This window comes from Curtobacterium sp. L3-7 (assembly GCF_048756585.1).
Classification (GTDB): Bacteria; Actinomycetota; Actinomycetes; order Actinomycetales; family Microbacteriaceae; genus Curtobacterium.
On record NZ_CP151474.1, the window covers coordinates 216895 to 243850 of the forward strand.

Annotated in this window: 22 protein-coding genes; 3 read left to right on the plus strand and 19 right to left on the minus strand. The window is 69.9% G+C overall.

What is annotated here, in order from left to right:
- Positions 1-98: 98 nt before the first annotated feature.
- Genes AAEP80_RS01060 through AAEP80_RS01070 form a run of 3 tightly spaced genes read right to left on the minus strand, consistent with a single transcriptional unit; the run spans position 99 to position 5205 of the window.
- Positions 99-2438, minus strand: coding sequence for a GNAT family N-acetyltransferase (locus AAEP80_RS01060; RefSeq protein ID WP_420365640.1), 2340 nt, complete (start codon positions 2436-2438; stop codon positions 99-101).
- Positions 2435-3790: a lysine N(6)-hydroxylase/L-ornithine N(5)-oxygenase family protein gene (locus AAEP80_RS01065; protein WP_420365641.1), complete on the minus strand. Its 1356-nt coding sequence runs from the start codon at positions 3788-3790 to the stop codon at positions 2435-2437. The genes AAEP80_RS01060 and AAEP80_RS01065 overlap by 4 nt, the downstream gene beginning before the upstream one ends.
- On the minus strand, positions 3787-5205 hold the full coding sequence (locus tag AAEP80_RS01070) for a pyridoxal phosphate-dependent decarboxylase family protein (RefSeq protein WP_420366832.1): 1419 nt from the start codon (positions 5203-5205) through the stop codon (positions 3787-3789). Before AAEP80_RS01070 ends, AAEP80_RS01065 begins: the two co-directional genes overlap by 4 nt.
- A gap of 106 nt (positions 5206-5311) precedes the next feature.
- Here AAEP80_RS01070 and AAEP80_RS01075 point away from each other — a divergent pair, with 106 nt between their 5' ends.
- Positions 5312-5797, plus strand: coding sequence for a GNAT family N-acetyltransferase (locus AAEP80_RS01075; protein ID WP_420365642.1), 486 nt, complete (start codon positions 5312-5314; stop codon positions 5795-5797).
- 21 nt (positions 5798-5818) lie between these two features.
- On the opposite strand, the gene AAEP80_RS01080 is transcribed toward AAEP80_RS01075, so the two are convergent.
- From AAEP80_RS01080 to AAEP80_RS01095, 4 genes are read right to left on the minus strand one after another with little or no spacing between them, the layout of a single operon-like run.
- Positions 5819-8281, minus strand: a complete 2463-nt coding sequence (locus tag AAEP80_RS01080; protein WP_420365643.1) for an ATP-dependent helicase — start codon at positions 8279-8281, stop codon at positions 5819-5821.
- A gap of 12 nt (positions 8282-8293) precedes the next feature.
- Positions 8294-9325, minus strand: coding sequence for a glycerophosphodiester phosphodiesterase family protein (locus AAEP80_RS01085; protein WP_420365644.1), 1032 nt, complete (start codon positions 9323-9325; stop codon positions 8294-8296).
- A gap of 10 nt (positions 9326-9335) precedes the next feature.
- Positions 9336-10376: a LacI family DNA-binding transcriptional regulator gene (locus tag AAEP80_RS01090; RefSeq protein WP_420365645.1), complete on the minus strand. Its 1041-nt coding sequence runs from the start codon at positions 10374-10376 to the stop codon at positions 9336-9338.
- Between the two features lie 7 nt (positions 10377-10383).
- The gene (locus tag AAEP80_RS01095; RefSeq protein WP_420365646.1) at positions 10384-11628 is read right to left on the minus strand and encodes a Gfo/Idh/MocA family protein; all 1245 of its coding nucleotides are present in this window, start codon (positions 11626-11628) and stop codon (positions 10384-10386) included.
- Positions 11629-11788: 160 nt separating this feature from the next.
- Between AAEP80_RS01095 and AAEP80_RS01100 the strand changes: the two genes are divergently transcribed.
- Positions 11789-12784: a DUF817 domain-containing protein gene (locus tag AAEP80_RS01100; RefSeq protein ID WP_420365647.1), complete on the plus strand. Its 996-nt coding sequence runs from the start codon at positions 11789-11791 to the stop codon at positions 12782-12784.
- Between the two features lie 68 nt (positions 12785-12852).
- Positions 12853-13710: a Bax inhibitor-1/YccA family membrane protein gene (locus AAEP80_RS01105; RefSeq protein WP_413600746.1), complete on the plus strand. Its 858-nt coding sequence runs from the start codon at positions 12853-12855 to the stop codon at positions 13708-13710.
- Between the two features lie 589 nt (positions 13711-14299).
- Here the strand turns inward: AAEP80_RS01105 and guaA are convergent.
- The 12 genes from guaA to AAEP80_RS01165 form a co-directional block, all read right to left on the minus strand.
- A complete protein-coding gene (gene guaA, locus AAEP80_RS01110) occupies positions 14300-15880 on the minus strand; it encodes a glutamine-hydrolyzing GMP synthase (protein ID WP_413600745.1) in 1581 nt (526 codons plus the stop codon).
- Positions 15877-16323 carry a DUF3817 domain-containing protein gene (locus tag AAEP80_RS01115; RefSeq protein WP_281265959.1) on the minus strand — a complete coding sequence of 149 codons (447 nt, stop codon included), beginning with the start codon at positions 16321-16323 and terminating at the stop codon, positions 15877-15879. The genes guaA and AAEP80_RS01115 overlap by 4 nt, the downstream gene beginning before the upstream one ends.
- Positions 16324-16333: 10 nt before the next feature.
- Entirely contained in the window at positions 16334-17089 is a 756-nt protein-coding gene (locus AAEP80_RS01120; RefSeq protein ID WP_413600744.1) for an SURF1 family cytochrome oxidase biogenesis protein, read from the minus strand.
- 5 nt (positions 17090-17094) lie between these two features.
- Positions 17095-18510: a cation:proton antiporter gene (locus AAEP80_RS01125; protein ID WP_420365648.1), complete on the minus strand. Its 1416-nt coding sequence runs from the start codon at positions 18508-18510 to the stop codon at positions 17095-17097.
- Between the two features lie 5 nt (positions 18511-18515).
- Complete coding sequence (locus AAEP80_RS01130; RefSeq protein WP_144760467.1) at positions 18516-19049, minus strand: cation:proton antiporter regulatory subunit; 534 nt, start codon at positions 19047-19049, stop codon at positions 18516-18518.
- Between the two features lie 80 nt (positions 19050-19129).
- Entirely contained in the window at positions 19130-20677 is a 1548-nt protein-coding gene (gene hutH, locus AAEP80_RS01135; RefSeq protein ID WP_420365649.1) for a histidine ammonia-lyase, read from the minus strand.
- A gap of 62 nt (positions 20678-20739) precedes the next feature.
- Positions 20740-22611, minus strand: coding sequence for a glycerol-3-phosphate dehydrogenase/oxidase (locus AAEP80_RS01140; RefSeq protein ID WP_420365650.1), 1872 nt, complete (start codon positions 22609-22611; stop codon positions 20740-20742).
- A 65-nt stretch (positions 22612-22676) separates the two neighbouring features.
- Positions 22677-23798, minus strand: a complete 1122-nt coding sequence (locus AAEP80_RS01145) for a GuaB3 family IMP dehydrogenase-related protein (RefSeq protein ID WP_420365651.1) — start codon at positions 23796-23798, stop codon at positions 22677-22679.
- Between the two features lie 20 nt (positions 23799-23818).
- Positions 23819-23995: a hypothetical protein gene (locus tag AAEP80_RS01150; RefSeq protein WP_420365652.1), complete on the minus strand. Its 177-nt coding sequence runs from the start codon at positions 23993-23995 to the stop codon at positions 23819-23821.
- Positions 23996-24141: 146 nt separating this feature from the next.
- Positions 24142-24966 (minus strand): ABC transporter ATP-binding protein, encoded by an 825-nt coding sequence (locus tag AAEP80_RS01155; RefSeq protein WP_420365653.1) that lies wholly within the window; start codon positions 24964-24966, stop codon positions 24142-24144.
- The gene (locus AAEP80_RS01160; RefSeq protein ID WP_413600738.1) at positions 24963-25973 is read right to left on the minus strand and encodes an ABC transporter ATP-binding protein; all 1011 of its coding nucleotides are present in this window, start codon (positions 25971-25973) and stop codon (positions 24963-24965) included. Before AAEP80_RS01160 ends, AAEP80_RS01155 begins: the two co-directional genes overlap by 4 nt.
- Complete coding sequence (locus tag AAEP80_RS01165) at positions 25966-26952, minus strand: branched-chain amino acid ABC transporter permease (RefSeq protein WP_281265967.1); 987 nt, start codon at positions 26950-26952, stop codon at positions 25966-25968. Before AAEP80_RS01165 ends, AAEP80_RS01160 begins: the two co-directional genes overlap by 8 nt.
- Positions 26953-26956: the final 4 nt, after the last annotated feature.

Sequence of the window (26956 nt, forward strand, 5' to 3'; positions counted from 1 at the left end):
CCCGCACAACTGGGAACAACTCGCGCCACCGAAGTCGGTGGCGCGAGTTGCTCCCGGTTGGTCGAACGCGGACCCGACCGGCGAGCCCGCCGCCCGCCCTACGCCCGCGCGACGGGGTTCGGCATCGACCCGGCGCGGATGAGCGACGACGACTGGTCCGCCAGGTCGACCATCGACAGGGTGTTCCGCAGCTGCAGCCGGTTCAGGCAGGAGTGCTCGAAGACCGGCGCACGCAGGTCGAGCGGGCGGCGCCGGTCCGGGTGGGCAGCAGCGTGCCGGTCGATGCACGCGCCGACGAGCTCCCAGAAGCGGGACTCCGGCAGGACCCCGTCGTCGTCGAGGATCGCCGCGACGAACCGCAGCACCCCGTCGAACACGTCGGTGAACACGGCGAGCGCCGCCTCGTCGTCGTCGACCGGGTGCACGATGCGCTCGATCCCGGCCGGCACGGCGACCGGAGCGAGCACCGCGACCTCTTCCCCGATGTCCTTCATGACGGCGCGGACCACGACACCGTCGCGGAGCACCAGCACGAGGTTCTCCCCGTGCGGCATGAACGCCAGGTCGTGCACGGTCAGGCAGTGCACCACGGGGAGCAGGTACGCGTCGAGGTACCGCCGAACCCACTCGTCCGCCGGCAGCCCCGACCGGGCGACCAGCGCCGAGGCCACCGCCGCACCGGAGGCATCGCGGTGCAGCAGCGCCGCCATCGTCATGAGCTGCTCGCCGTCGGACAGCCGCGGCACCGGGCTCTCCCGCCAGAGCGCCGCGAGCATCTTCCGCTGCGGCGACGACACGTCCACCCGGTGGTACGCGTCGCCCGTGTACCCGATCGCCGCGTGTTCCCGCAGCACCTCGAAGCCCGCTGACCGCAGCGTCGGGTCGGCCGAGACGATCCCGGCGACCCAGTCGTTCACCGCAGGGGTGTTCCGCATGTAGGCCGGCGACATCCCACGGAGGAACCCCATGTTCTGCACCGCCAACGCCGTCTTGACGTACGACCGCGTCGGGTCCGTCCGGTCGAACGCCGTCCGGATCGACTGCTGCGGCTGGTGCTCGTCCGGCCCCTCCCCGAGGTCGACGAGGTCCTGTCGTCCGAGGTCCGGCGCGAACGTGACAGCGATCCGGTGCTGCCACTGCCACGGGTGCACCGGCAGCCACACGTAGTCGTCCGGGTCGAGCCCGCGGCGCTCCAGCGTCTGCCGGAACCCGGCCACCGTCGCCGCGGGCAGCTCGGCCGCCCAGTGGGCGTCCTCGGTCCGGTCCGCGGCGAGCGCCAGGTGCGTGTGCTCCCGGCGTGCCGCGAGCCACCGGTACCGGAACGTCCGCCCGGACTCCGGCGCGTACGCCCGGTACTCGTCGAGCCCGAACCCGATGCGGCCGTTCGACGCCACGAACGCCGGGTGCCCCTCGGTCATCGCCGCCTCGGTCGCCTGGAACGCCGCGACCGCGTCCGCCCGTCCCCGCGCGAGCTGGGCAGCGGAGGGCCCGACCCGTCGGTGCTTGGCGGCGGCACTGGCGAGCGTCGAGGCGATCTCTTCGAGGTACGTGCCGAGCAGCTCGTCGGGGATGCCGAGGAGGTCGCGGAGCTCGAGCACGAGGTCCTGTGCGCTGAGCGGCACGGCGTCACCGTGACGGGTCCTGGTCAGCGAGGCCTCGTCGATCGACCAGTGCTCGAGCGCGTGCAGCCGTGCCAGGAACCGGTAGGTCGACGGCCCTGCCGCAAGGCGCCAGCCGTCGCCGTCGGCCACCGGTGCGATCAGACGCTCGTGGGTGAACTCGGCGATCGCCTTCGCCACGAGGTGCCGCTCCGCGACGTCGAGGTGCTCCGGCCGCAGGTGCGCAGCAGGGCCGTCGTCGTCCGGCACCCCGATCCGGTCGGTGTCGAGCACCGAGAGCAGCGCGCGCTTGCCGTCGACGTCGACCTCGCGGAGCACCCGGAACCCGACTTCGGCGTTCTTCGCGTGCACCGCGGTGTTCCGGACGTCGGGCTCGACCACGACGCGACGTGCGCCGAGGGCGTCCCGACAGTGCTCCACCACGGTCCGCATCACCGCGCTCGTGAGTCCGTGCACCCGCCCGTCGGCAGGCGGCGGTGCGACGAGCAGGTGCATGCCGACGTCGCCGGGTTCGGCGGGCCAGACGTCGGTCAGCAGCACGGCACCCGGGTCGTAGGTCTCGGCGAGGAAGCACGGCTCGCCGTCGCGGCGCCCCAACCACGCGGCCTGCGCCGGGTCCGCCTGCACGCCGGCGAGGTACGCGCGCACGGCGTCGACGTCGAGGTGGCCCATCTCCCACCAGCTCGACGCCGGGTGGGCGAGCCACGCCTGCACGACGGCGGCGTCGCGATCCGGGTCCACGGGTTCGACGGACAGGAGGCTCGGGGTCGCGCCCGCCTCGCGGGGCACGTCGAGCAGGACGGTTCCGTTCTCGGTCATGCGCGCACCTCCGCACGCTCGGCGCCGCGCCGTTCAGGCGCGGCGCCCGGGGCCCCGGCCTGCCGCGTGGCGGGCAGGCCGAACTCCTGGAAGGCGATCCGGTCCTCCAGTCCGTGGACGGGGCGACCCGTGACGGACCGGATGATCGACGCGTTCCGCCACGCACCCATGCCGAGGTCGGGGGCGGTCAGCCCGTGCGTGTGCTCCTCGGCGTTCTGCACCCAGATCCGACCCCCGATGGTGTCCACGTGGTGGTCGCGCGCAACGGCGAACCGACCGCGGGAGTCCCGCGCGACGAGGTGCTCGACCGGCTCGAGGAACCGCGTCGGGCGCGGGGCGTACCCGGTCGCGAGGACGAGCCGCTCCACCTCGTGCTCGTAGGTCTCGCCGAGCTGCTCGTGCCGGAGGGTCAGTCGGTACCTGCCCCGGTCGGCGAGCCAGGACGCGTCCACGACGCTCGTCTCGGTCCGCAGCGACGTCGGGATCGGGCCGCTCGCGCTGATCCGGTACAGCGCGTCGTAGAGGTCGTCGACCAGGTCGGCGCTGATGCCCTTGTACAGCCCGCGCTGTTCGCGTCCCAGGCGGTCGCGGAGGTCCTCGGGCAGCCCGTGGAAGTGGTCCGTGTACTCGGGGCTCGTCATCTCGAGCGTGAGCTTGGTGTCCTCCATCGGGAAGAACCGCGGCGAGCGGGTGATCCAGTCGAGCGCGTAGTCGTGCGCGCGGATGTCCTCGAGCAGGTCGCGGTAGACCTCGGCGGCGGACTGCCCGCTGCCGATCACCGCGATGCTGCCGGCGCTCCGGAGCGCGTCGCGGTTCGGTACGTACTCGGCGGAGTGGATCACCGGGCCAGGCAGGTCGCGGAGCGCCGGCGGGACGGACGGCGCCGAGCCGACGCCGATGACGACGTGGCGGGCTCGGTACGTCTCCGGGCCGTGGTCGGTGTCGGCGTGCACGGTGAACAGGTCCGTCGGCTCGTCGTGCTCGACCGCCGTGACCGTCCTGCCCCAGCGCAGGGTGTCGAGGCGCTCGGCGGCCCAGCGGCAGTACGCGTCGTACTCGCTGCGGAGGGGGTGGAAGTCCTCGCGGATGTAGAACGGGTAGAGCCGGTTCGTCTCCTTGAGCCATGCCAGGAACGAGAACGGGGACGTCGGGTCGGCCATCGTGACGAGGTCCGCCATGAAGGGCACCTGGATCGTGGCGTCGTCGAGCATCATGCCGTGGTGCCAGGCGAAGCCGTCTGCGGCGTCGAGGAACACCGCGTCGAGGTCGTCGAGCGGGTCGGTCAGGCAGGCGAGGCCGAGGTTGAACGGGCCGATGCCGATGGCGACGACGTCGAGGGTGTTCTTGTTCATCGTGTTGCTCCTGCCGTCGCGGCCGCCGTTGCTGGTGCCGTTGCTGCTGCCGTTGCTGCTGCCGTTCGCGCCACGTGGTCCAGGGAGGTCCGCATCTGCTCCGGGGTGGTCTCCGGGTTGAGCAGCGTGAGCTTGTTGCACGGCCGCCCGTCGATCACCGTCTTGGCGACGAGGACCCGCCCCTCGGCGAGGAGCGCTGCCCGGAGCGGTGCCACCAGGGCATCGGCCTCGGCGTCGGACATCCCCGCCGGCTGCCAGCGGAACAGCACCGTGCTGAGCTGCGTCGGCGCGACGAGGTGCAGGTCCTGGTGCTCGGCGACGATGGCGTGGGTGGCCTCGGCGAGGTCGATGACCGCGTCGAACGCTCGGCCGATCGCGTCAGCGCCCGTCGCGCGGAGCGTCGCCCAGAGCTTCAACGCGTCGAAGCGCCTCGTCGTCTGCAGGGACTTGTCCACCTGGTTCGGTTCCGCCGCGTCCTCGGGGTTCAGGTAGTCGGCGTGCCAGGCGATCCTGCGGAGGTCGGCGGGGTCACGGACCAGCAGGGCACTCGAGGAGACCGGCTGGAAGAACGACTTGTGCAGGTCGGTGGTCACGCTGTCGGCCCGCTCGATGCCGTCCAGCAGGTGTCGCCGGGTGGGCGAGACGAGCAGGCCGCAGCCGTACGCGGCGTCGACGTGCAGCCAGACGTCCTCGAGGTCGCAGACGTCGGCGACGGGTTCGAGCGGGTCGATCACACCGCGGTCGGTCGTGCCGGCCGTGGCGACGACGGCCATCGGGGTGCGGCCTGCGGCGCGGGTCTCCGCGATCGCCGTGGCGAGGGCGGAGGGGAGCATGCGGCCGGCGGGGTCGGTGGGGACGGTCACGACTGCGTCGAGGCCGAGGAGCCGGGCGGACTTGGCGATGCTGAAGTGGGTCTCCGCCGTGGTGAAGACGGTTCCGGTGCCCCGTCGCTCCCGTGCGATGAGGAGCGCCTGCAGGTTCGACTGCGAGCCGCCCGAGGTGAAGATGCCGTCGCCCGCCGCGAAGCCGATCCGGCGTACCAGCCAGTCGACGACGTGTCGCTCGATCTCGGTGCCGATCCGCGACTGGTCCCAGGTGTCGACGGACGGGTTCACCGCCGCGAGCACGGCCTCGGCAGCGACAGCGGGCAAGGCCACCGGACAGTTCAGGTGTGCGAGGGAACCGGGATGGTGGAACCACACGGCTTCCCGGACGAACAGCTCGTCGAGCTCCACGAGTGCCCGGTCCGTCCCGAGCGGGACGCCGTCGAGATCGATCCCGGTCACCCGGTCGCGGAGCTCCGCGGCGGAGGTGCTCGTCGTCGGCGTCGTCACCCCGGCGACGCGGTCGGCGAGCCGGTCCACGGTCGATCCGACGAGGTCTCGGTAGCGGGCGGCGGTGGCGTTGGTCAGCATTTCGATCACAGGTGTCACGTTAGGTAAGGCTAACCTCACTTCCACATGGCTGTCACCCGAACAGGGGCCCGGGCGTGGCGATGGCAAGATGCGGCATCATCGTCGGATGAACAACCCCGTGGTCCGTCCGGCGAGCGTCACGGACGCCGACCGCATCGCACGCGTGCACGTCCAGGCCTGGCAGGAGGCCTACGCACACCTGCTGCCGGCGTCCTTCCTGGCGGCACTCGACGTCGATGCGCGGGCGGATCGATGGCGGACGATCATCGCCGACCCGCAGACCGACGTGCTCATCGCCACGATCGACGACGTCGTCGTGGGCTGGGCCTCCGCGGGTCCGGGACGCGATCCCGAGGCTCCACGCGACCGGGAGCTCGAGGGCATCTACGTCCTGGCGTCGACGTACGGCTCGGGTGCCGGGCAGGCGCTGCTCGACGAGACCGTCGGCGACGCGCCGGCGTACCTGTGGATGGCGGACGACAACCCGCGCGCCGAGGCCTTCTACCGACGCAACGGGTTCCGCCGGGACGGCGCGGTGAAGCGCGAGCACCTCGGCCCGCACCCGCTCGATGCCGTGCGGTTGGTGCGCTGAGCGGTCGGGTACCGCCGAGCGCTACAGCTTCTCGATGGGGGCGATCTTGATCAGGAGCTTCTTCCGCCCGGCCGAGTCGAACGCGATCTCGGCGATGCGCTTGGCCCCCTGACCGGTCACCGCCGACACCGTGCCCTCGCCGAAGTCGACGTGCTTGATGCGGTCGCCGGATGCGAGCTCCATGTCACCGTTGTCACGGACCTGCCCGGAGACACGGTTCGCCCACTCGGTCTTCGGCCGGGTCTTCGCCGCCGCAGCAGCACGGTCGTAGGAGCCGCCGCCCCAGCCGCCACCGCCGCGGTAGCCACCGCCGCCTCCGCCGCCGCCACCGAATCCACCGGGTCCGGCGCCGTCACGCTTGGCGTTGAGCGCACGCGGCTGCGTCCCACCACGGCTGTTCGCCATGCCGGGTGACTGCTTCCACTCGATGAGCCCCTCGGGGATCTCCTGCAGGAAGCGGGACGGCATCGCCACGTTGACGTCGCCGAACTGCGCACGGGTCATCGCCAGCGACAGGAACAACGACTTCTTGGCGCGGGTGATGCCGACGTAGAACAACCGGCGTTCCTCGGACGGGCCACCGGGTTCGTTCGCCGACATCCGGTGCGGCAGCAGGTCTTCCTCGACGCCGGTAAGGAACACCGCGTCGTACTCGAGGCCCTTCGCCGTGTGCAGCGTCATGAGCGACACTGTTCCGGAGGAGTCGTCGAGTTCGTCCGCCGCGGCGACCAGGGAGACCTCGGTCAGGAAGTCGCTCAGTGTGCCGTCTGGGTTGTTCTTCTGGAACTCCCGCGTCACCGCGACGAGTTCGTCGATGTTGTCGGCACGCGCCGAGTCCTGCGCGTCCGGGGACTTCCGGAGCTGTTCGAGCAGTCCGGAGCCGTCCAGGAGCTGCGTGAGCGTGTCGACGACGGGCTGGTCCTGCGCCTTGGCGGACACCTCGTCGAGGAGCGCCGCGAAGGCCGTGATCGCATTCCGGACCTTCGGCCCGAACCCGAGCTCGTCCGCGTGCCGCAGCGACTCGCGCATGGTGACGTCGTGCTCGTCGGCGTAGCGCTGCAACGTCGTCTCGGTCACCGCGCCGATGCCCCGCTTCGGGACGTTGAGCACACGGCGGAGCGCCATCGGGTCCGCCGGGTTCGCGACGGTGATCAGGTACGACATCGCGTCCTTGATCTCGGCGCGTTCGTAGAACTTCGTGCCGCCGAGCACCCGGTAGGGGATCGCCGCGCGGATGAAGATCTCCTCGAGTGCACGCGTCTGCGAGTTCGTCCGGTAGAACACCGCCATGTCGCGGTAGTCCATGCCGTCCTCGTGCAGACGCTGGATCTCGTCCGCGACGAACTGGGCTTCGTCGTGTCCGGTGTAGCCCGTGAAGCCGACGATCTTGTCGCCGGCGCCGACCTCGGTGAACAGGTTCTTCACCTGGCGGTCGAAGTTGTTCGCGATGACGGCGTTCGCCGCGTCGAGGATGTTCTGCGTCGAGCGGTAGTTCTGTTCGAGCAGGATCACCTTGGAGTTCGGGAAGTCCCGCTCGAACTCGACGATGTTGCGGATGTCGGCGCCGCGGAAGGCGTAGATCGACTGGTCCGAGTCGCCGACGACGGTCAGCGACGCACCGGCGATCGACCCGTCCGCCTCGCGCATCCTGGCGACGTGCTGGCCTTCGTCCTCGAGCCGGTCGACCTGCTCCACCGGGATCGGACGCGTCAGCTCGCGGATGAGCGAGTACTGCGCGTGGTTCGTGTCCTGGTACTCGTCGACGAGGATGAACCGGAAGCGCCGCTGGTAGAGCGCAGCGACCTCGGGGAACGCCCGGAACAGGAACACCGTCTGGCCGATGAGGTCGTCGAAGTCGAACGCGTTGGCGCGACGGAGGTCGTTCGTGTACCGCCGGAACACCTCGGTGAACATGACTTCCTGCGGGTCGTTCGCGTTGATGTTCCGCGCGTACGAGTCGATGTCCTGCAGTTCGTTCTTGAGCTTCGAGATCTTCGACGCCGCCGCGCCGACCGTCAGACCGAGCGTGTCCGCTTCGAGGTCCTTGATGATGCGCTTGAGCAGCGCCCGCGAGTCGGCGGAGTCGTAGATGGTGAACGACTGCGGGAAGCCGAAGCGCTCGGCTTCACGACGCAGGATCCGCACGCACGCCGAGTGGAACGTCGAGATCCACATGCCCTCTGACGCCTGGCCGACGAGGGCACGGACGCGCTCGCGCATCTCGGCGGCCGCCTTGTTCGTGAACGTGATCGCGAGGATCTGCGACGGCCATGCTTCACGGTTCGCGAGCAGCAGGGCGATGCGACGCGTGAGGACGCTGGTCTTGCCGGAACCGGCGCCGGCCACGATGAGCAGGGACTCGCCGCGGTACTCGACGGCTTCCTTCTGCTGGGGGTTCAGACCGGCGGTGAACGGGTCGTCGTACGGGCGGGCCCCGGCACCCGGCTCGGGCGTCGAGTCGAATGGGTCGAGCACGATCGTCATGTCCGGGACAGTCTAGGCCGGACCCCCGACACCGGCACCCCGCTCCTCGGCCAGCGAACGCGCCCGGACCGCGAGGTCGGCGTGGTCCGCGAAGACCCCGTCGACTCCCGTCCGCACCACCGAGGTGAACCACCGCTCCCAGTCGCCGTGCGCCGCGGCGTCCCCGCCACGCCGGAGCGGCGCGGGCAGGAACCGGTTCTCCGGCCGGAGGGTCCACGTGAAGACCGCGAGCCCGACCGCGTGCGCACGCTCGACGACGTCCGACCGCACCGGTCGGGGGTCGTCGAGCGCCACCGGATCGGTGCCGGCCATCAGCGTCTTCAGGTCGAGGCTGATCCCGTCGAACTCCTCGGCCAGCCGCGCGAGCGCGCCGTCCGTGCGCTCGTCCGCATAGGTCGGAGCCGCACGTCCGTGGGACGCGACCTCGTCCGCGGCGCTGCCCCTGGCCTCCTGGAGGTACACCAGCCGACCACCGGCGCCACGCGAGCCGATGTCGCGGAGGACGCCCTTCTCGAAGCACTCGAACGTCAGTCGTTCGTCACCACGCCACCCGGCTCCCCCGACGACGCCGTCGACCAGCTCCCCCATCGGCAGCCCGATCGAGTCGAAGTACGTCGCGTGCTTGACCTCGGCGACGAGCGCGACCGGGCGGGGTGCCGCGTCGAGGATGGCGAGCAGGTCCTCGAGCCGCAGGACCGGATCCTCGCCGTCGTGCTCCGCGGACCGCGGACGCAGTGCCGGAAGCCGCTCGCGCGTGCGGAGCACGGTGAGTTCGTCCCACGTGAAGTCCTCGGTGAACCAGCCGCTGAGCCGGTTCCCGTCGACGACCTTCGTGGTGCGCCTCGCAGCGAACTCGGGGTGGTCGGCGACGTCCGTCGTGCCCGAGATCTCGTTCTCGTGCCGGAGCACGAGCACGCCGTCCTTCGTGGGGACGAGGTCCGGTTCGATGGCGTCGGCTCCGAGGTCGATCGCGAGCTCGTAGGCGCTGCGGGAGTGCTCCGGGCGGTACCCGGAGGCACCGCGGTGGGCGATCACGAGGGTCATGCGGCCGACCCTACTGGGCGGGAGTTGCCGGTCCGTGGGCATCGTGCGCACCGCAGGATGCCCGCACCACGAGCTCGGCCGGGAACTCCCGGTGTTCGGTCTCCGGCTCACCGAGCAGTCGCCCGACGGCAGCAGCGGCCATCGGCACGACCGGCTGCCGGACGGTGGTGAGCGGGGGCCACGTGTACTCGGCTTCCCACGATCCGTCGAACGCGACGACCGCGACGTCGTCGGGGACCCGGACGCCGCACTCGTGGAAGGCACGGAGGACTCCGACCGCCGTGCGGTCCGAGGCGGCGAACACCGCATCGGGACGATCGCCCTCGTCCGCGATCTGCAATCCGGACACGTAACCACCTTTGCGCGTGTACCCGCCGTCGTAAATACGGCCTGGAGGCACGCCCCACCGCTCGCAGGCGGCTCGCCATCCTCGATGGCGGGGTTCTCGGGCGTTCGGCTCGCCGACGAACGCCACCTGCCGGGCACCGTGGCCGAGCAGGTGCGCCGTCGCCTGCTCCGCACCGGCCTGCAGGTCGGTGCCGACGCTCGCGACACCCGCTCGCGCCGACGAGACGTTCAGTTCCACCCACGGCAGGCCGACCGGGTCGATGGCACCCGGGTCGGCCGCTCCACTGGAGAGCACGAGCACGCCGTCGACCATGCGCGCAGCGAACTCCTCGAAACGCGCACGGAGTCGGTCTGGCTCGAAGCTCGTCGCCGTCGTGTAGAGCGCGTACCCGCGCTCCCACGCGGCGGATTCGATCGCCGCCGCGTACTCGGCGAAGAACGGGTTCGCGAACACGGGGTCCTCGCGATCCGGCACGGCCAGCACGAGCGTGCGGGCAGAACCGGATCGGAGGGCCCGCGCTGCCTGGTTCGGCCGGTACCCGAGCTCGGCGACGGCCGCGAGGATCCTTCGCCGAGTCCCGGGAGCGACCGGCGCTCCACCATTCAGCGCGTAGCTCACGAGCGCATCCGAGACCCCGGCGAGCCGGGCGACGTCCCGCCGCGTGGACTTCCGGGGGCGCTCGTCGCTCGTTCCGTTGGTCACCGGTCGATCATGACACCCGATCGGCCACGGGCAGCGCCTCACCGACGGCGACGGGAGCGCCACCCTGGTCCGGGATCGGCAGCCGTTCCCCGTCCCGCCGGGCGGACTCGAGCGCGATCAGCCCGGGCAACGTGTAGCGCGCTGCCTGCCACGCGTTGACCGGGGGCAGTACTCCGTCGTTGACCGCACGGACGAAGTCGTCGACCAGCAGGTGGTGCGATCCTTCGTGCCCGTTCGGCGCGAACGCGAACTCTTCGGGCAACCGGTCCGTCAGCGCGTCGTGCACCGGCGCGTGCCCGGAGATGAACGAGCTGCGGAGCGCCGGGGAGACGTCCGCCAGGCGCGGGTCGTCCTCGGACATGGTCGGACGCGTCGCGATCTGGTCGGAGACATCGGTGACCCCGTCACGGTCCTGCCAGACGGAGTTCGTCACGAGCTGCTCGAAGCTGCCGTCGGTGCCGAACCACCGGAAGCGGCTCTCGCGGATGTAGGACGGGAAGCCGACGCGACGGAACTCGTTGATGCGCATCGAGCCGCCGCCGTCGAGTTCGAACAGTGCCGTCATGTTGGAGAAGTCGTTGTCGAACATGCTGACCTCGGTGTCGAAGACCCCGTCGCCGCGGTCGTCGTGCACCCCGATGCAGCTCACACTGACCGCGTGCCGCGGCACCGCACCGAGGACACCGCCGATCGCGTGGGTCGGGTACCACATGGGCGGATAGCTCGCCGTGGCCTTCCACTCGTCGCCGCCGCTGTACTTGTACGCGTCGTAGAAGCCGAGGTCCATGTCGTGGACGTAGTCACCCTCGGCGTAGAACACCCGGCCGAACGCACCCTGCTCTGCCTTCTGCCGCGCGAACACCGTCGCCGGGTTGTACTGACTGGTCTCGCCCATCATGTAGGTGAGCCCGGTCTCCTGCACCGCGGCGATGATCGACTCGATCTCGGTCAGCGCGGTCGCCATCGGGACGGCCGAGTACACGTGCTTGCCCGCACGCAGCGCCTGCAGCACGAGCGGTCCGTGCGTCCAGCGCTGGGTGAAGATCGCGACGGCGTCGACGTCCGGGCTCGCGAGCATCGCCTCGAAGCTCGGGAAGGTCCCGGCCAGGGCGAGATCGTCGACGAGCTGCTCGGCGCGCTCCGGGATGACGTCCGTGGCGTAGACGTCGGAGATGCCGGGGTGCTTGTCGAACAGGGTCGCGAAGTGGCTGGCGAACTGGCCGGCTCCGACCATGCCGAGGGTGAACGTCATGCTGGCTCCTTGGGTGGGTGTGCGTCGTTGCTCGACCATTGTGGCCATGCGGGTTTACTCGTGTCAACGGCTGCTCCTCGATGTGCAGGGCCATGTACCCGCGGGCACATGTGGAGGAGTGGGCACCCCGGATCCCAGCCGGCGGCGCGACCATCCCGCCATGGCCGATCGATCCCTGTCCACCGCCGTCGAGTCCCGCATCGACCGCGCCGCCCGCCGCGTGCTCGACGCCGGACGGCAGCCCCGGACGCCGATCCGCGAGTTCGTCACCGAGTTCCTGGTCTTCGGCGCGAAGCAGGCGTGGGCGTGCACGTTCGGGGCGCTGCTGCTCGGCGTGATCGCGCTCGCACGCATCGCCTGGCCCGATGACGCCCCGGTCGCCAGGAACGACGCCCTGACGATCGCCGCGATCGCCATCCAGGTCGCGATGCTCGTGTTCGGACTCGAGGCCGTGCGCGAGCTCCGTGTCGTGCTGCTCTTCCACGTCGTCGGCACGGTCATGGAGGTCTTCAAGACCGACGTCGGCTCGTGGGCGTACGACACGGGCGGCCTGCTGCACGTCGCCGGCGTCCCGCTGTTCTCCGGCTTCATGTACGGCGCGGTCGGGTCGTACATGGTCCGCGTGTACCGCCTCTTCGACCTCCGGTTCTCGCGCTACCCGAAGCAGTGGCACACCGCAGTGGTCGCCGCAGGCATCTACGTGAACTTCTTCGCACACCACTTCGTCTGGGACGCGAGGTACGTGCTGCTCGCGCTCGTGGTGGTGCTGTTCGCCAGGACGACGATGCACGTGCGCGTCTACCGGGCGACGATCCGGATGCCGATCCTCGTGGCGATGGGGCTGGTCGCGGTGTTCATCTGGATCGCCGAGAACGTCGCGACCTGGGCGGGGGCGTGGTCCTACCCGGCACAGGTGGCCGCCTGGCACCCTGTCGCACCGACGAAGATCGTGGCGTGGCTGCTGCTCATGACGATCTCGGTCGCACTCGTCACGTGGCTCTCCCCACCGCGCCCGCTCTCGGCCCGCTCGGTGAACTCCCCACCCGCACCGACCCATCCCGCAGCCCGCGCCCGTAGAGTGCATGCACGGACGGCAGCACCGGCGTCCGCTCGCCGCGAATCCTCAGCCTTTCGGCGCGACGCACACCTAGGCTGAGAGGACGCGAAGGAACGGTCCATCGTTCCCGCTCGACGACCCGAATCCAGAGGAATCACGAGGACACCATGGCTTTCAAGCCCGGTTTCGACCAGTCCCCCGCCTTCAACGACGCGGGCCGGAACGCTTGGGGCGCCGGCGCCAACTCGCAGCAGGCCGGATGGGGCCAGACCCCGCAGCAGTCGGCTGGCATGACGCCCGAGCAGCTGCAGCACATGTACGACCGTCCGTCGGCCAGCACGGTCGACACCGACCGCATGTCCTACGAAGACACCATCGTCAAGACGCTCATGGCGTTCGGTGTGCTCATCGTCGGCGCGGTCGCCGGGTGGAACCTCCCCCCGATCGTCTGGATCGCGGGCGCGATCATCGGGTTCGTCCTGGCGCTCGTCAACACCTTCAAGAAGAAGCCGTCCGGTGGCCTCGTACTCGCGTACGCGTTCTTCGAGGGGCTCTTCGTCGGCGGTATCTCCGGCGCCTACAACTCCATGTGGGACGGCATCGTCACGCAGGCGGTCTTCGGCACCCTCGGCGTGTTCTTCGTCACGCTGCTGCTGTTCCGTTCGGGCAAGGTCCGTGCGACCCCGAAGATGACGCGGTTCTTCCTCGTCGCGATGGTCGGGTACATGGCGTTCTCGCTCGTCAACCTGGTCCTGATGTGGACCGGCGTCACCAACACGGCGTTCGGGCTGCTCGGCACGACGGTGTTCGGTATCCCCCTCGGCGTCCTGATCGGCATCTTCGTGGTTCTGATGGCCGCGTACTCGCTCGTCCTCGACTTCGACCAGATCAAGACCGGTGTCGAGCGTGGAGCCCCGCGCATCTACGGCTGGACCGCGGCGTTCGGCCTCATCGTGACGCTCGTCTGGCTGTACCTCGAGATCCTGCGCATCCTCGCCATCGTCGCGAGCAGCTCCCGCAACTAGCGGCAGCGCACACACGAAGGGCCCCGGCAATCGCCGGGGCCCTTCGTCGTGGTGGTCCGCCGTCCGTCGCCCGCTGCCCGACGCCCGTCGCCCGTCGCGCGCTGCCCGACGCGCGCTGCCCGACGCGCGCTGCCCGACGCGAGCCGCCCGACGCCCGTCGCGCGCGCTGCCCGACCGGTCACAACTCCCCGCTCACGTTCGCCGACCGGTCACGAAACGTCGTTCGGAGCGCCGACGACCGACGGTCTGTGACCACTCCACGAACGTGAGCGGGGTGTTGTGACCACCCGGCACGGGGCACCCGGCACCGGGCCCGGGGGCACGGGGCACCCGGTACGCGGGCACCCGGCACGGGGGCACGGGCACGGGCGCACGGGGCACTCGGCACGAGGCACGGGCACGGGCACGGGCACGGGCACGGAGCACGGGGGCACGGGGCACGGGGCACGGGCACGGAGCACGGGGGCACGGGGCGCCGGCACGGGCACGGCGGTATCGGGGGACAGGGGCACCCACACCCGCGGCGCGCCCCACACACGCCGGAGGCCCGCCGAGCATTGCTCGACGGGCCTCCGGCGTCAGGGGAGCGTCACTCCCACTCGATCGTCCCCGGCGGCTTCGACGTGACGTCGAGCACGACCCGATTGACGTCGCGCACCTCGTTCGTGATGCGGTTCGAGATCCTCGCGAGCACGTCGTACGGCAGACGCGTCCAGTCGGCGGTCATCGCGTCCTCGGACGAAACCGGGCGGAGCACGATCGGGTGCCCGTACGTGCGCCCGTCGCCCTGGACGCCCACGGAGCGGACGTCGGCGAGGAGCACGACCGGGCACTGCCAGATCTCGTCGTCCAACCCCGCTGCGGTCAGTTCTTCACGCGCGATCTTGTCGGCCGCGCGCAGGATCTCCAACCGCTCCTTGTCGACGGACCCGACGATGCGGATGCCGAGCCCGGGGCCGGGGAAGGGCTGGCGGCCGACGATGACTTCGGGGAGCCCGAGCTCGCGGCCGACGGCACGGACCTCGTCCTTGAAGAGCGCACGGAGGGGCTCGACGAGCTCGAACGTCATGTCCTCGGGCAGACCACCGACGTTGTGGTGCGACTTGATGTTCGCGGTACCGGAGCCTCCACCGGACTCGACGACGTCCGGGTACAACGTGCCCTGCACGAGGAACTTGACCTCGGCATCGCCGTCGGACGCGCGGGCTTCGAGCACGAGTGCCTCGGCGGCGGCTTCGAACGTGCGGATGAACTCGCGCCCGATGATCTTGCGCTTCTGCTCCGGGTCGCTCACACCGGCGAGGGCGTCGAGGAACTGCTGCTCGGCGTCGACCGTGATCAGGCGGACGCCGGTCGAGGCGACGTAGTCCTCCTCGACCTGCTTGCGCTCGTCGGCACGGAGGAGCCCGTGGTCGACGAAGACGCAGGTCAGCTGGTCCCCGACGGCCTTGTGGACGATCGCTGCGGCGACGGCGGAGTCGACCCCACCGGACAGCCCGGCGATGACGCGGGAGGACCCGACCTGCGCGCGGATGCGGGCGACCTGCTCCTCGATCACGTTGGACGAGTTCCAGTCGCCGGGGAGCCCGGCGGCCTTGTGCAGGAAGTTCTCGATGATCTCCTGGCCGTGCTCCGAGTGCTTCACCTCGGGGTGCCACTGCACGCCGTAGAGCTTGCGCTCGTCGGACGCGAAGGCCGCGACGGGAGTGGACGCACTCGACGCGAGCACGTCGAAGCCGGCAGGTGCCGCCGACACGGAATCGCCGTGCGACATCCAGGTCGTCTGGGCGGCCGGCTGTCCACCGAGCAGGACGGAATCGGTCCCGCTCACCTCGACGGAAGTGGCGCCGTACTCGCGGAGACCGGTGTTCGCCACCGTCCCACCGAGCGCCGATGCCATGGCCTGGAAGCCGTAGCAGATGCCGAGGACCGGGACGCCGAGCTCGAGGATGTCACCGTCGAGCGACGGTGCGCCTTCCTCGTACACGGACGACGGTCCACCGGACAGCACGATCGCTGCCGGGGCCTTCGCACGGACCTCGTCCGCGGTGATGGAGTGCGGGACGATCTCGCTGTAGACGTTCGCTTCCCGCACGCGGCGAGCGATGAGCTGCGCGTACTGGGCTCCGAAGTCGACGACGAGGACGGGACGCTGTTCGGTCTCGCTCACCGAGCGGCCTCCTTCTCACGCGCCTGTTGCGCGGTCAGCTCGTGGTAGGTGTCCATGGCGATCTTCTGCATGCGGTGCTCGACCACGAACGACATGAACGGGATGATGCCCCCGAGGGCGATGAGCAGGAACCGGATCGGCTTCCAGCGCATGATGCTCCACAGACGGAAGTCCGTGAACAGGTACAGCACGTACAGCCAACCGTGGGCGATGAGGATGCCGATCGACAGGTTGAAGGTGCCGGGGTCCTTGCCCGCAGTGCCCTCTGGTACGAAGAACGCCCCGCCGCCGAGCTGCATCTCGAGGTGCAGCGGCGTGTACTTGATGACCATCTCGACCACCAGGGCGAGCAGCAGCACACCGGTGATGTACGCCGAGACGCGGTACCACTTCACCGCTCCCGGGATCTTCGGGATGTCGCGGGTTCGGACGGTCAGAGCCATATCGGCCATCCTACCGTCGTGCGAGCATGACCTCTTCGTCCTCGTTCTCGCGCTCCCAGGCGTCCTTCACGAAGCGCCACCAGAGGAACACGGCGAACCCGGCGAAGACGACCCACTCGACCGCGTAGAACAGGTTCAGCCAGTCGAACTGGACGTCGCGGGTCGGTGCACGGTCGGCCACGGTGGACAGGTCCGCTGCCTTCGCCGTGGCGCCGTCCGCGACGACGTAGCCGCCGTACATGCGGTCGTCGAACGCCTTCCACGTGTTCACGAACCGCGCGGGTGCGACGGCGGAGTACTCGTTCTGCTGGAACGAGTCCTGGTCCGGGGACTCGGACGGGTAGTACCGCCCCTGCACCGTGACGGTCGCGCCGTCCGCCAGGCGGTCACCGCCGGCGACGGCGGCTGCCTTCTGGTCGGACCAGCCGATGACGACCGGGAGGCTCGCTCCGGTGGTCGTGTCGACCATGTGTCCGACGGTCTGGTACTTCCCGCCCCCGCTGCGCCCGGTCAGGACGGTCGTGTCACCTTCCACGAAGCGGCCGGTGACGGTCACCTTCTGACCGGCGAGGCTGTCACCCACCCCGCGCTCGGGCTTCGACACGTCCGACAACACGTGGCGCGTCTCGGTGGTGGCCGGGAGCGGCTTGCCGTTCTCGATGCTGCGCTCGAGTTGCCACTTGCCGAGGAATGCGAACACCGCTGCGAGGACCAGCGCGAGCAGCAGCAGCGCGATCCATCTCGGTCGTCGGGCTACGGCCCACATGCGTATCAGTACTCCGGATCGCGCTGGCGTGCCGGGCGTTCGGGGCGCTCGGCGGGGATCTCGACCGACGACGTCCCCGTGCTCACCGTCTCCGGTTCACGCTCGGATGTCGTCTCCGGTCGACCATTCTCTCGCCCTTCGCTGCCAGCAGCCTCCACGAGGGCGATCTCCTCGGCGAACCGGGCATCGCGTTCGGCCTTGCGCGCAGCCGCCGCCTCGGCGGCGGCGCGCTCGCGCCCGCGCAACTTGCGCACCCGGGCAGGACGGACCACGAGGCGGCCGATCCGGTCCGAGTTCGAGGCGAGCAACGGCCCGAGGATCGCCATGATGAGGACGTACAGGCCCGCGAACGCGGTGATCCGTGCCTCCAGTCCGGCGGCAGCCGAGAGCGTCGCGAGGATCAGCGCGAACTCGCCACGGTTCACCAGGATCACCGCGGTGTTGATCCCCTGCTGGACGGAGAAGCCGTTCATCCGGGCGACGAGCTGCCCTGCGACGGCGTTCAGCACGACCGTCATGCCGACCGCCGCGAGGACCGGCCAGAGCACCTCGCCGAACGTGGCGATGTCGAGACCGAGGCCGAAGTTGACGAAGAAGAACGCCGCGAAGACGTCACGCATCGGGAGCGCCAGCTGCTCGATGCGGTCGCGGTAGCGCGTCGCGCCGCAGAGCAGGCCGATCACGAACGCGCCGATCGCGTCGGTCACGCCGAGGAGCTCCCCGATGCCACCGAACATCACGGCGAGACCGAAGAACAGGATCGTGAAGAGCTCGTCGTCGCGCGTCGCGAAGATCCGCGAGACCTGTTTGCCGCCCCACCGCGCCAGGCTGAACATCACGATGAGGAACCCGAACGCCAGCCCGAGCTTGCCGATCACGCCCCACACGTTCGTGTCGCCGGACAGCACGACGGAGACGATCGCGAGGTAGATCGCGATGAAGACGTCCTCGATCACGGTGACGCCGAGGATCATCGGGGTCTCGTCGTTGGCCAGACGGCGGAGTTCGATGAGCAGCTTCGTGACGATCGCACTGGACGACGTCGCCGTCATCCCGGCGATGATCAGGGCTTCCCGGGTGCCCCAGCCCAGGGAGAACCCGAAGGCGAACCCCACGCCCATGTTGATCGCGACGTACGTGCCGCCGGACACCAGGAGTTTGCCGGCGTTGCCGTAGAACTCTTCCTGGTCGAACTCCAGCCCCAGGTTGAACAGCAGCAGGATCAGACCGAAGGTGGCGATGAGCTCGATCGTGTGCGATTCGACGCTCAGCCCGATCCACGGCGTGTGCGGGCTCGCGATGAGCCCGACGATCATGTAGATCGGGATGGCGGGCAGGCCGATCAGCTTGCCGAGGCGTCCGAGGACGTAGGCGATGAGGAACAGGCCGCCGATGGTGAGCAGCTCACCACCCAGGTGCATCCGCGCTACCTTCCGGGCGGGGCCTCGGCAGCTGCTGCCGCCGCGAGCTCACCGCTGCGGTAGAACGAGAAGGCCTTCGCGACCTTCTCGGGAGCGCCGGCGACGACGATCGTGTCACCCGGGAAGACGACGAAGTCCGGTGACGGCGCCGGGTTGGCGCTGTCGCCACGGACGACGGCCACGACGGTCAGGCCGATGAAGCCCGAGTCGTGCAGGTCGCCGAGCGGCTTGCCGGCGATCGCGTCGTCGTAGTCGACCGAGAACCAGTCGATCGACAGCCCGGGGATCTCGTCGAGCTTGTCGAGCCCCTCGGTGATGCGGGTGCCGCCGAGCAGCTCGGCGAGGGTGTGCGCTTCGTCCTCACTGAGGCGCAGCGACACCTTCTCCGACTTGTCGGCGCCGTCGGAGACGTCCGCGAAGGAGATGAGGTCGGAGTGTCCCGACCGGTGCGTGATGACACCACACTTGCCACCGTCGTCGGTGTAGAAGCTGTGCAGCACGCCGACTCCGGGGAGTTTGACGCGGTGAACGTCGACCATGATGGCTCCCTTTTCGAGTACGCCCATGCTAACCACCGATGGCCCCGGCGCATTCCATCTGTGGAGATCGCATCGCGCGGTCAGCGGACGTCGGCTCCCGCGTCCCGTGCAGCAGTCAGGAGCGTTCCGTCGACGACGAGCTCGACCGCCGCGGCGATCTCCGGCGCCAACCACCGATCGTCGCCAGGACCGGCCACGCGCTGCCGGAGCGCGGCCCGGACCGCGCCGGTCACGGGTGCCGACGACTCCCCGCGGAAGTCCGCCGCCCGAGCAGCGGTCATGATCTCGATCGCGAGCACACGCCCGAGTCCGTCGACCGCGCGACGGAGCTTCCGCGCGGCGCTCCAGCCCATCGACACGTGGTCCTCCTGCATCGCGGACGTCGGGATCGAGTCCACCGACGCCGGCACCGCGAGCAGCTTCAGCTCGGAGACGATCCCGGCCTGGGTGTACTGCGCGATCATGTGCCCGGAGTCCACACCGGGGTCGTTCGCCAGGAACGGCGGCAGCCCTCCCGACCGGCTCGCGTCCAGGAACCGGTCCGTCCGTCGCTCCGACATGCTCGCGACGTCAGCCACCGCGATCGCGACGAAGTCGAGCACGTAGCCGATCGGCGCCCCGTGGAAGTTGCCGTTCGACTCCACACGCCCGTCGATCGTCACGACGGGGTTGTCGACCGCCGACGCGAGCTCACGCGAGGCGACGAGCGCCGCGTGGTCGAGGGTGTCGCGGGCCGCACCGTGCACCTGGGGTGCGCACCGCAGCGAGTAGGCGTCCTGCACCCGGGTGAAGCCGGACGAGCGATGTGCGGCGATGACGGGTGACCCGTCGAGGGCGGCCCGCATGTTCGCTGCCGACCGCGCCTGCCCCGGGTGCGGCCGGAGCGCCTGCAGATCGGCGGCGAACACCGTGTCCGTCCCGGCGAGCCCCTCGACGCTCATGGCGGCGGCGAGGTCGGCGGTGGCGACGAGGTCCCGCAGGTCTGCCAGCGCGAGGAGGAGCATCCCGAGCATGCCGTCGGTGCCGTTGATGAGCGCGAGCCCCTCCTTCTCACGGAGGACGAGTGGCTCGATGCCCGCAACGGCGAGCGCGTCGGCGGCCGGCATCGGGACGCCGTCGACCCGCACCTCGCCCTCGCCCATCGCGGCGAGCGCACAGTGCGCCAGCGGTGCGAGGTCGCCGGAGCAGCCCAGGCTGCCGTACTCGCCGATCACCGGCGTGATCCTGGCGTTCAGCAGCGACGCGTACGTCAGCGCGACGTCCGGCCGGACCCCGGTACGACCGGTCGCCAGGGTGGAGAGCCGCAGGAGCATGAGCGCACGGACGACCTCGTCCTCGATCGCCGGACCGCTCGACGCAGCGTGGCTCCGGACGAGGGACGCCTGCAGCTGCTGCCGTCGGTCGAACGGGATCTGCTTCGTCGCGAGTGCGCCGAACCCCGTCGAGACCCCGTAGTGCGGCGCGGTGTCGTCGGCCAGCGCCTCGATCACCGCGCGGCTGTCGGCCATCGCGACGAGGGACGCCGGGCTGAGCTCGACGAGGGCACCGTGCCGTGCCACGGCGACGACGTCAGCCGGGTCGAGGGCGCCGATGTCGACGGAGACGGGACGAGACGCGGTGACGGTCATGATGCTCCTTTGCTGTACCGGCTACCCGGTACAGCAATTGAAGCACCCGATCGCCTCCGCGACTACTTCGGCTCGGTGGTCTTCTCGCCGACGACCTGCTCGTCGCTCGCCGTCGCACCCTCGGCGCCCTCGCTCCGCCCGCCGCCGACGACCACGTCGTCCTCCTCGAACCCGAACGCGATGTCCGGCGCCTCGAGACGCACACGGTCAGCGGACGCGTCGTCCGGCTCGAGCTGCGAGGCCCGCTCGGCGGCGACGCGCTTGAGGTAGTTCGACACCTCGGCCTCGGTCTGCTCCTGGTCCCAGCCGAGCACACCGGCCATGAGCTTCGCCGCCACGGGAGCAGCCGACTCGCCACGGTCCCACGCCTCGATGGAGATGCGGGTCCGGCGGGCGAGGACGTCTTCCAGGTGGAGTGCTCCCTCGTGCGAGGCCGCGTACACGACCTCGGCACCGATGTAGTCGTCCGCCCCCGGGAGCGCCTCGGCGAGCGCGGGGTCCTCCTTCACGAGCTGGAGCACCTCGCTGGTGAGCGTGCCGTACCGGTTGAGCAGGTGCTCGACGCGGACCTTGTGCAGCCCGAACGAGCGGGCGGTGCGTCCGCGCTTGTTCCACGCCGCCGGGTACCCCTCGGCACCGAGCAGCGGGATGTCCTCGGTGGTCGACGCCGGGATCTTGCCGTCCATCGCGGCCACCGCCTCGTCGATGGCGTCCTTGCCCATCACCCGGTAGGTGGTCCACTTGCCACCCGCGACGACCACGAGCCCCGGCACCGTGTGCGCGACGACGTGTTCGCGGCTGAGCTTCGACGTCTGGTCCGACTCCCCCGCGAGCAGCGGCCGGAGTCCGGCGTAGACGCCCTCGACGTCCTCGCGGGTGAGCGGGACGCGGAGCACCTTGTTGACGTGTTCGAGGATGTAGTCGATGTCCGCGGCGGTGGCTGCCGGGTGCGCCTTGTCGAGGTACCAGTCGGTGTCGGTGGTCCCGACGAGCCAGTGCCGTCCCCACGGGATGACGAACAGCACGCTCTTCTCGGTGCGGAGGATCATCCCCATGTTCGACTGGAAGCGGTCGCGTGGGATGACGAGGTGCACGCCCTTCGACGCCCGCACCTTGAACTGCCCCCGCGTGCCCACCATCGCCTGGGTGTCGTCCGTCCAGACACCCGTCGCGTTGACGACCTGCTTGGCCTTGATCTCGAACTTCTCGCCGGTCTGGATGTCGTGCGCGTGTGCGCCGACGACTCGTTCGCCGACCTTGACGAACCCCTCGATGCGGATGCGCGACGCGGCGTGGGCGCCGTAGGACGCAGCCGTCCGGACCAGTGAGGACACGTAGCGGGCGTCGTCCACCTGGGCGTCGTAGTAGGTCATCCCCCCGACGAAGGCGTCCTTCTTCAGGGACGGCATCGAGCGGAGCACCTGCGTGCGGCTGAGGTGTCGGTGGTGCGGGACACCGGGCGGGCGCCCACCCGACCAGCTGAACGCGTCGTACATCGCCATGCCGATGCCGATGTAGAAGCGCTCCCAGACGCGGTGGTTCAGCGGGTACAGGAACCGGACCGGCTTCACGAGGTGCGGCGCGATGCGCTGGAGCAGCAGGCCGCGCTCGATGAGGGCTTCTCGGACGAGCCCGAAGTTGAGCTGCTCGAGGTAGCGGATGCCGCCGTGGACGAGCTTCGACGAGCGACTCGACGTACCGGATCCCCAGTCACGGGCTTCGACGATGCCGACGCTCAGTCCGCGGGTCACCGCATCGAGCGCGCTCCCACCGCCGACGATCCCGCCGCCGACGACCAGGACGTCCAGCTCCTTGGTCTTCAGCACCTCGATCGCGGCCGCGCGTTCGTCCGGTCCGAGCTTCGCCCGGGGGTCGAACCCCGCCGTGCCGAATGCTCCGGTCGGTGCCTTCTTGCCCGAGACCGTCGTTGCCATCATCGCCTCCGCGCTGCCGTTGCGAGCGGCGCCGGAGCGTCACCCGCGCTGCACGGGTGCCACCGTCACTGCTGGTGGTACGGCGCCACGACCACTTCTACTCGCTGGAACTCCTTGACGTCGGAGTAACCGGTCGTCGCCATCGAGCGACGCAGCGCCCCGACGATGTTCGCGCGGCCGTCCCACGTCGGGGTCGGGCCGTTCAGGATGTTCTCGAGCGGGGCGATCGTGCCGACCTCGACACGGCGGCCGCGCGGCAGCTCCGGGTGGTGCGCCTCGGCCCCCCAGTGGAACCCGCCGCCGGGGGCTTCGGTCGCACGGGCGAGTGCCGTGCCGAGCATGACGGCGTCGGCACCCATCGCGATCGCCTTCACGACGTCGCCGGCGGTGTCGAGGCCGCCGTCCGCGATGACGTGCACGTAGCGGCCACCCGACTCGTCCATGTAGTCACGGCGGGCGCCGGCGATGTCGGCGACCGCGGTGGCCATCGGTGCGTGGATGCCCAGCGCGGCACGGGTGGTGGAGGCAGCGCCGCCGCCGAACCCGACGAGCACACCGGCGGCACCGGTCCGCATGAGGTGCAGGGCGGCCGTGTAGGTCGACGCACCGCCGACGATCACGGGGACGTCGAGCTCGTAGATGAAATTCTTGAGGTTGAGGGGCTCGGTGCTCTGCGACACGTGCTCCGCGGAGACGGTGGTGCCGCGGATGACGAACAGGTCGACACCGGCGTCGACGACGGTCTGGGAGAACTCCTGCGTGCGCTGCGGGCTGAGCGACCCGGCGACCGGGACCCCGGCGGCGCGGATCTCGGCGAGCCGCGCGGTGATGAGCTCGGCCTTGACCGGCTCGGCGTAGATCTCCTGCATGCGCTTCGTGACGTTGCCGTCGGTGAGCGCACGGATCTCGGCGTAGTAGGGCTCCGGGTCCTCGTACCGGGTCCAGAGCCCCTCGAGGTCCAGGACACCGAGGATGCCGGCCTTGCCCATCTGGATGACCGTCGCCGGCGAGGCGACGGAGTCCATCGGCGCGGCGAGGATCGGCGCTTCGAAGGTGAAGGCGTCGATCGACCACTGCACGTTCACGTCACGCGGGTCACGCGTGCGCCGCGAGGGGACCACCGCGATGTCGTCGAACGCGTACGCCCGACGTCCGCGCTTGCCTGCACCGATCTCGACTTCACTCACCCGGCAAGCCTACCGGTGGCCTACCGCGCGCGTCGTCGGCGGAGCATGCGGAGCGTCAGGCCGAGTGCGAGCGCCAGGACGACGAGCACGACGAGCAGCGCCGCCGCGACCTTCACGAGCAGTGCGGCACCGACGAAGAGCACGGCGAAGACGACCCAGACCAGGATGTCCATCGCGATGCTCGAGACGCGTTCCACCTGCGGAACGCTACCCGCAAGGCGGAGCCGAGCCGAGCCTCCAGGCTGGGAGAGGGGCCGTGCGGCGCAGAAGCGACTTCGCACGACCCCTCTCGGTCGCCGGTACCGCCCCCACAGCGGCACCGGCATGTCGACCCCGACTCGCGCTAGCGAGCGGCGTCGACGTCCTTCGCGAGCGTCCCCAGGTAGAGCTCGATGACCTTCGGGTCGTCGGCGAGCTCACGCCCGGTGCCCGAGTACGCGTTCTTCCCCTGGTCGAGCACGTACCCACGATCGCAGATCTGCAGACAGCGTCGCGCGTTCTGCTCCACCATGATGATCGACACTCCGGCCTTGTTGATCCGGCGTGTGCGGATGAACGTCTCGTCCTGGCGCACCGGGGACAGCCCGGCGGACGGCTCGTCGAGCAGCAGCACCTTCGGGTCCATCATCAGCGCCCTGGCCATCGCGACCGACTGCCGCTCGCCGCCGGAGAGCGATCCGGCGCGCTGGCCACGACGCTGCCCGAGCACCGGGAACAGGTCGTAGATGACCTCGAGCCGCTCGGCGAACTTCCGCGGCCGCAGGTAGAGCCCCATCTGCAGGTTCTCCTCGATGGACAGCGACGGGAACACGTTGTTCGTCTGCGGCACGAACCCGACGCCCGCCTGCACGAGCTTGTTCGCCTTCATGTTGGTGATGTCCTCGCCCTGCAGCGTCACCGAGCCGTCCCGCACGGAGACCAGCCCGAACAGCGCCTTGAGGAGCGTCGACTTGCCGGCTCCGTTCGGGCCGATGATGCCGATGAGCTCACCCGGGTAGCAGTCCAGGTCGCAGCCGTTCAGGATGTTCACCCCCGGCAGGTACCCGGCGACCAGGCCGCTGGCACGCATCACCGGTTCCAGCGTGGCCGTCCCGGTTCCGCCGGCCTGCGCTCCGCCGGTCGGACTGGAGGCACGGGTCGGTTCCGCCCCGTTCGTCGCGTCGGTCATCGGGTCGCCTTCCCGTCGTCGGCGGGGTCCGCCGTGCTGTCTGCTGTCGTGTCCGTTGCGGGTGGCGCCGTCGCGTCCGTCGGCGGCGCCGTGTCGGCAGCGCCCTCGGCGTCCTCCTCGGCGACCTCTTCGGCGAGTTCCTCGTAGGTCTCCTCGGTGAGGAGCGAGTCGTCGCCGAGGTCGGTGTCGTGGTGCGCCCCGAGGTACGCGTCGATGACCGCCTGGTCGTCCATCACCGTGCCGGCCGGCCCCTCGGCGACGACGCGCCCCTCGGCCATGACGACCACCCAGTCCGAGATGTGCCGGACCATGTGCATGTCGTGCTCGACGAAGAGCACGGTCATGCCGTCGTCGCGGAGGGACTGGATGTGCCCGAGCAACGACTGGGTGAGCGCCGGGTTCACGCCGGCCATCGGCTCGTCGAGCATGATCATCGTCGGGTCGGACATCAGCGCCCTGGCCATCTCGAGGAGCTTCCGCTGGCCGCCCGAGAGCGATCCCGCGTAGTCGTCCTTCTTCTCGAGCAGCTTGAACCGGGCGAGGAGTTCCTCGGCCTTCGCGGTGATCTCCCGCTCACGGCGGCGCCAGACCGGTGCGATCAGCGCGGCGAAGAAGTTCTCGCCGGGTTGGTCCTTGGCGCCGAGCAGCATGTTCTGCATCACCGTGAGCCGCGACAGCGCCTTGGTGAGCTGGAAGGTGCGCACCATGCCGGCCCGGGCCACCTTGGCGGCACCGGTGTTGCCGAGGGTCTTGCCGTTGAAGACCCAGCTCGCGTCCTTGCCGCTCGACGGCTTGTCGAACCCGGTGAGGAGGTTGAAGAACGTCGTCTTGCCGGCACCGTTCGGTCCGATCAACGCGGTGATCGAGCCGCGCTGGACCTCGAGGTGGTCGACGTCGACGGCGGTCATGCCGCCGAACTTCCTGGTGATGTTGTCGACGGTGAGGATGGCGTCGGGCTTCGCGGCGCCCGGCGTGTGCGCGACGGTGCTCGTGGAGGTCTCAGACACTGAACGTCAGCTCCTTCTTGTTCCCGAGGAGTCCCTGTGGACGGAAGACGATGAGCAGCATGAGCGCGACGCCGACGAGGACGTAGGAGAACTGCTCCGCCTGCTGCGCGTTCATGATCGAGTTGGGGATGAAGTCGCTCGCGAGCGTCCTGATCGCGAGCCGGACGACGAAGAACAGCACCGAACCGAGCACCGGCCCGAAGACCGTCGCCGCGCCGCCGAGGATGAGCGCGGTCCAGATGAAGAACGTCATCGAGCGACCCATCGCGTCCGGTTGCACCGAACTCGGCAGGACGTAGATGACCCCGGCGAGCGCTCCGAGCGCACCACCGAAGACGAGCGCCTGCATCTTGTACGAGTACACGCTCTTGCCGAGGGAGCGCACCGCGTCCTCGTCCTCGCGGATGGCCTTCACGACGCGGCCCCACGGGCTGCGCATGAGCAGGAAGAGCACGAGCGTGAAGAGGGCGACGAGCCCCCACCCGACGATGCGGATCCACCAGCCGTTCACGCCGTTGTTCGAGTACGTGAACCACAGGATCGTGGTCGTGCCGTCCGGCAGGAAGCTCAGCGCGTTGAACGGGTCGCGGTAGGCCGATCCGGCGATGCCGTTCGAGCCGCCCGTCGTCGTCGTGAGGAGACTCGACCTGCCGACCATGCGGATGATCTCCGCGCCGGAGATCGTCACGATCGCCAGGTAGTCGCCCCGCAGCCGGAGCGTCGGGATGCCGAGGATGATCGCGAAGACGATCGCCACGAGCAGTGCGACGAGGACCGCCATCCCGAAGGGCAGCCCGTTCGTGATCGAGATCGCGAAGCCGTAGGCGCCGAGCAGCAGGAACGCCGCCTGCCCCATGTTGACGAGCCCGGTGAGCCCGAAGTGCACGTTCAGCCCGATCGCGGCGAGCGCGAACGCTGCCGTGGTGGGCGCGAGGGCCTCCTGCGTCAGTGCGCTGAGGAGGTTGACGATGTAGTCCATGACG

Bases quoted from the DNA above. Each gene is read 5' to 3' on its own strand.
- AAEP80_RS01155 (WP_420365653.1), bottom strand. From the start codon at position 24,966: ATGACCGACGCGACGAACGGGGCGGAACCGACCCGTGCCTCCAGTCCG.
- AAEP80_RS01165 (WP_281265967.1), bottom strand. From the start codon at position 26,952: ATGGACTACATCGTCAACCTCCTCAGCGCACTGACGCAGGAGGCCCTC.
- AAEP80_RS01140 (WP_420365650.1), bottom strand. From the start codon at position 22,611: ATGGCAACGACGGTCTCGGGCAAGAAGGCACCGACCGGAGCATTCGGC.
- hutH (WP_420365649.1), bottom strand. From the start codon at position 20,677: ATGACCGTCACCGCGTCTCGTCCCGTCTCCGTCGACATCGGCGCCCTC.
- AAEP80_RS01065 (WP_420365641.1), bottom strand. From the start codon at position 3,790: ATGAACAAGAACACCCTCGACGTCGTCGCCATCGGCATCGGCCCGTTC.
- AAEP80_RS01080 (WP_420365643.1), bottom strand. From the start codon at position 8,281: ATGACGATCGTGCTCGACCCATTCGACTCGACGCCCGAGCCGGGTGCC.
- AAEP80_RS01060 (WP_420365640.1), bottom strand. From the start codon at position 2,438: ATGACCGAGAACGGAACCGTCCTGCTCGACGTGCCCCGCGAGGCGGGC.
- AAEP80_RS01075 (WP_420365642.1), top strand. From the start codon at position 5,312: ATGAACAACCCCGTGGTCCGTCCGGCGAGCGTCACGGACGCCGACCGC.
- AAEP80_RS01100 (WP_420365647.1), top strand. From the start codon at position 11,789: ATGGCCGATCGATCCCTGTCCACCGCCGTCGAGTCCCGCATCGACCGC.
- AAEP80_RS01105 (WP_413600746.1), top strand. From the start codon at position 12,853: ATGGCTTTCAAGCCCGGTTTCGACCAGTCCCCCGCCTTCAACGACGCG.
- AAEP80_RS01070 (WP_420366832.1), bottom strand. From the start codon at position 5,205: ATGCTGACCAACGCCACCGCCGCCCGCTACCGAGACCTCGTCGGATCG.
- AAEP80_RS01120 (WP_413600744.1), bottom strand. From the start codon at position 17,089: ATGTGGGCCGTAGCCCGACGACCGAGATGGATCGCGCTGCTGCTGCTC.
- AAEP80_RS01125 (WP_420365648.1), bottom strand. From the start codon at position 18,510: ATGCACCTGGGTGGTGAGCTGCTCACCATCGGCGGCCTGTTCCTCATC.
- AAEP80_RS01095 (WP_420365646.1), bottom strand. From the start codon at position 11,628: ATGACGTTCACCCTCGGCATGGTCGGAGCCGGCCAGTTCGCCAGCCAC.
- AAEP80_RS01115 (WP_281265959.1), bottom strand. From the start codon at position 16,323: ATGGCTCTGACCGTCCGAACCCGCGACATCCCGAAGATCCCGGGAGCG.
- AAEP80_RS01085 (WP_420365644.1), bottom strand. From the start codon at position 9,325: ATGACCCTCGTGATCGCCCACCGCGGTGCCTCCGGGTACCGCCCGGAG.
- AAEP80_RS01130 (WP_144760467.1), bottom strand. From the start codon at position 19,049: ATGGTCGACGTTCACCGCGTCAAACTCCCCGGAGTCGGCGTGCTGCAC.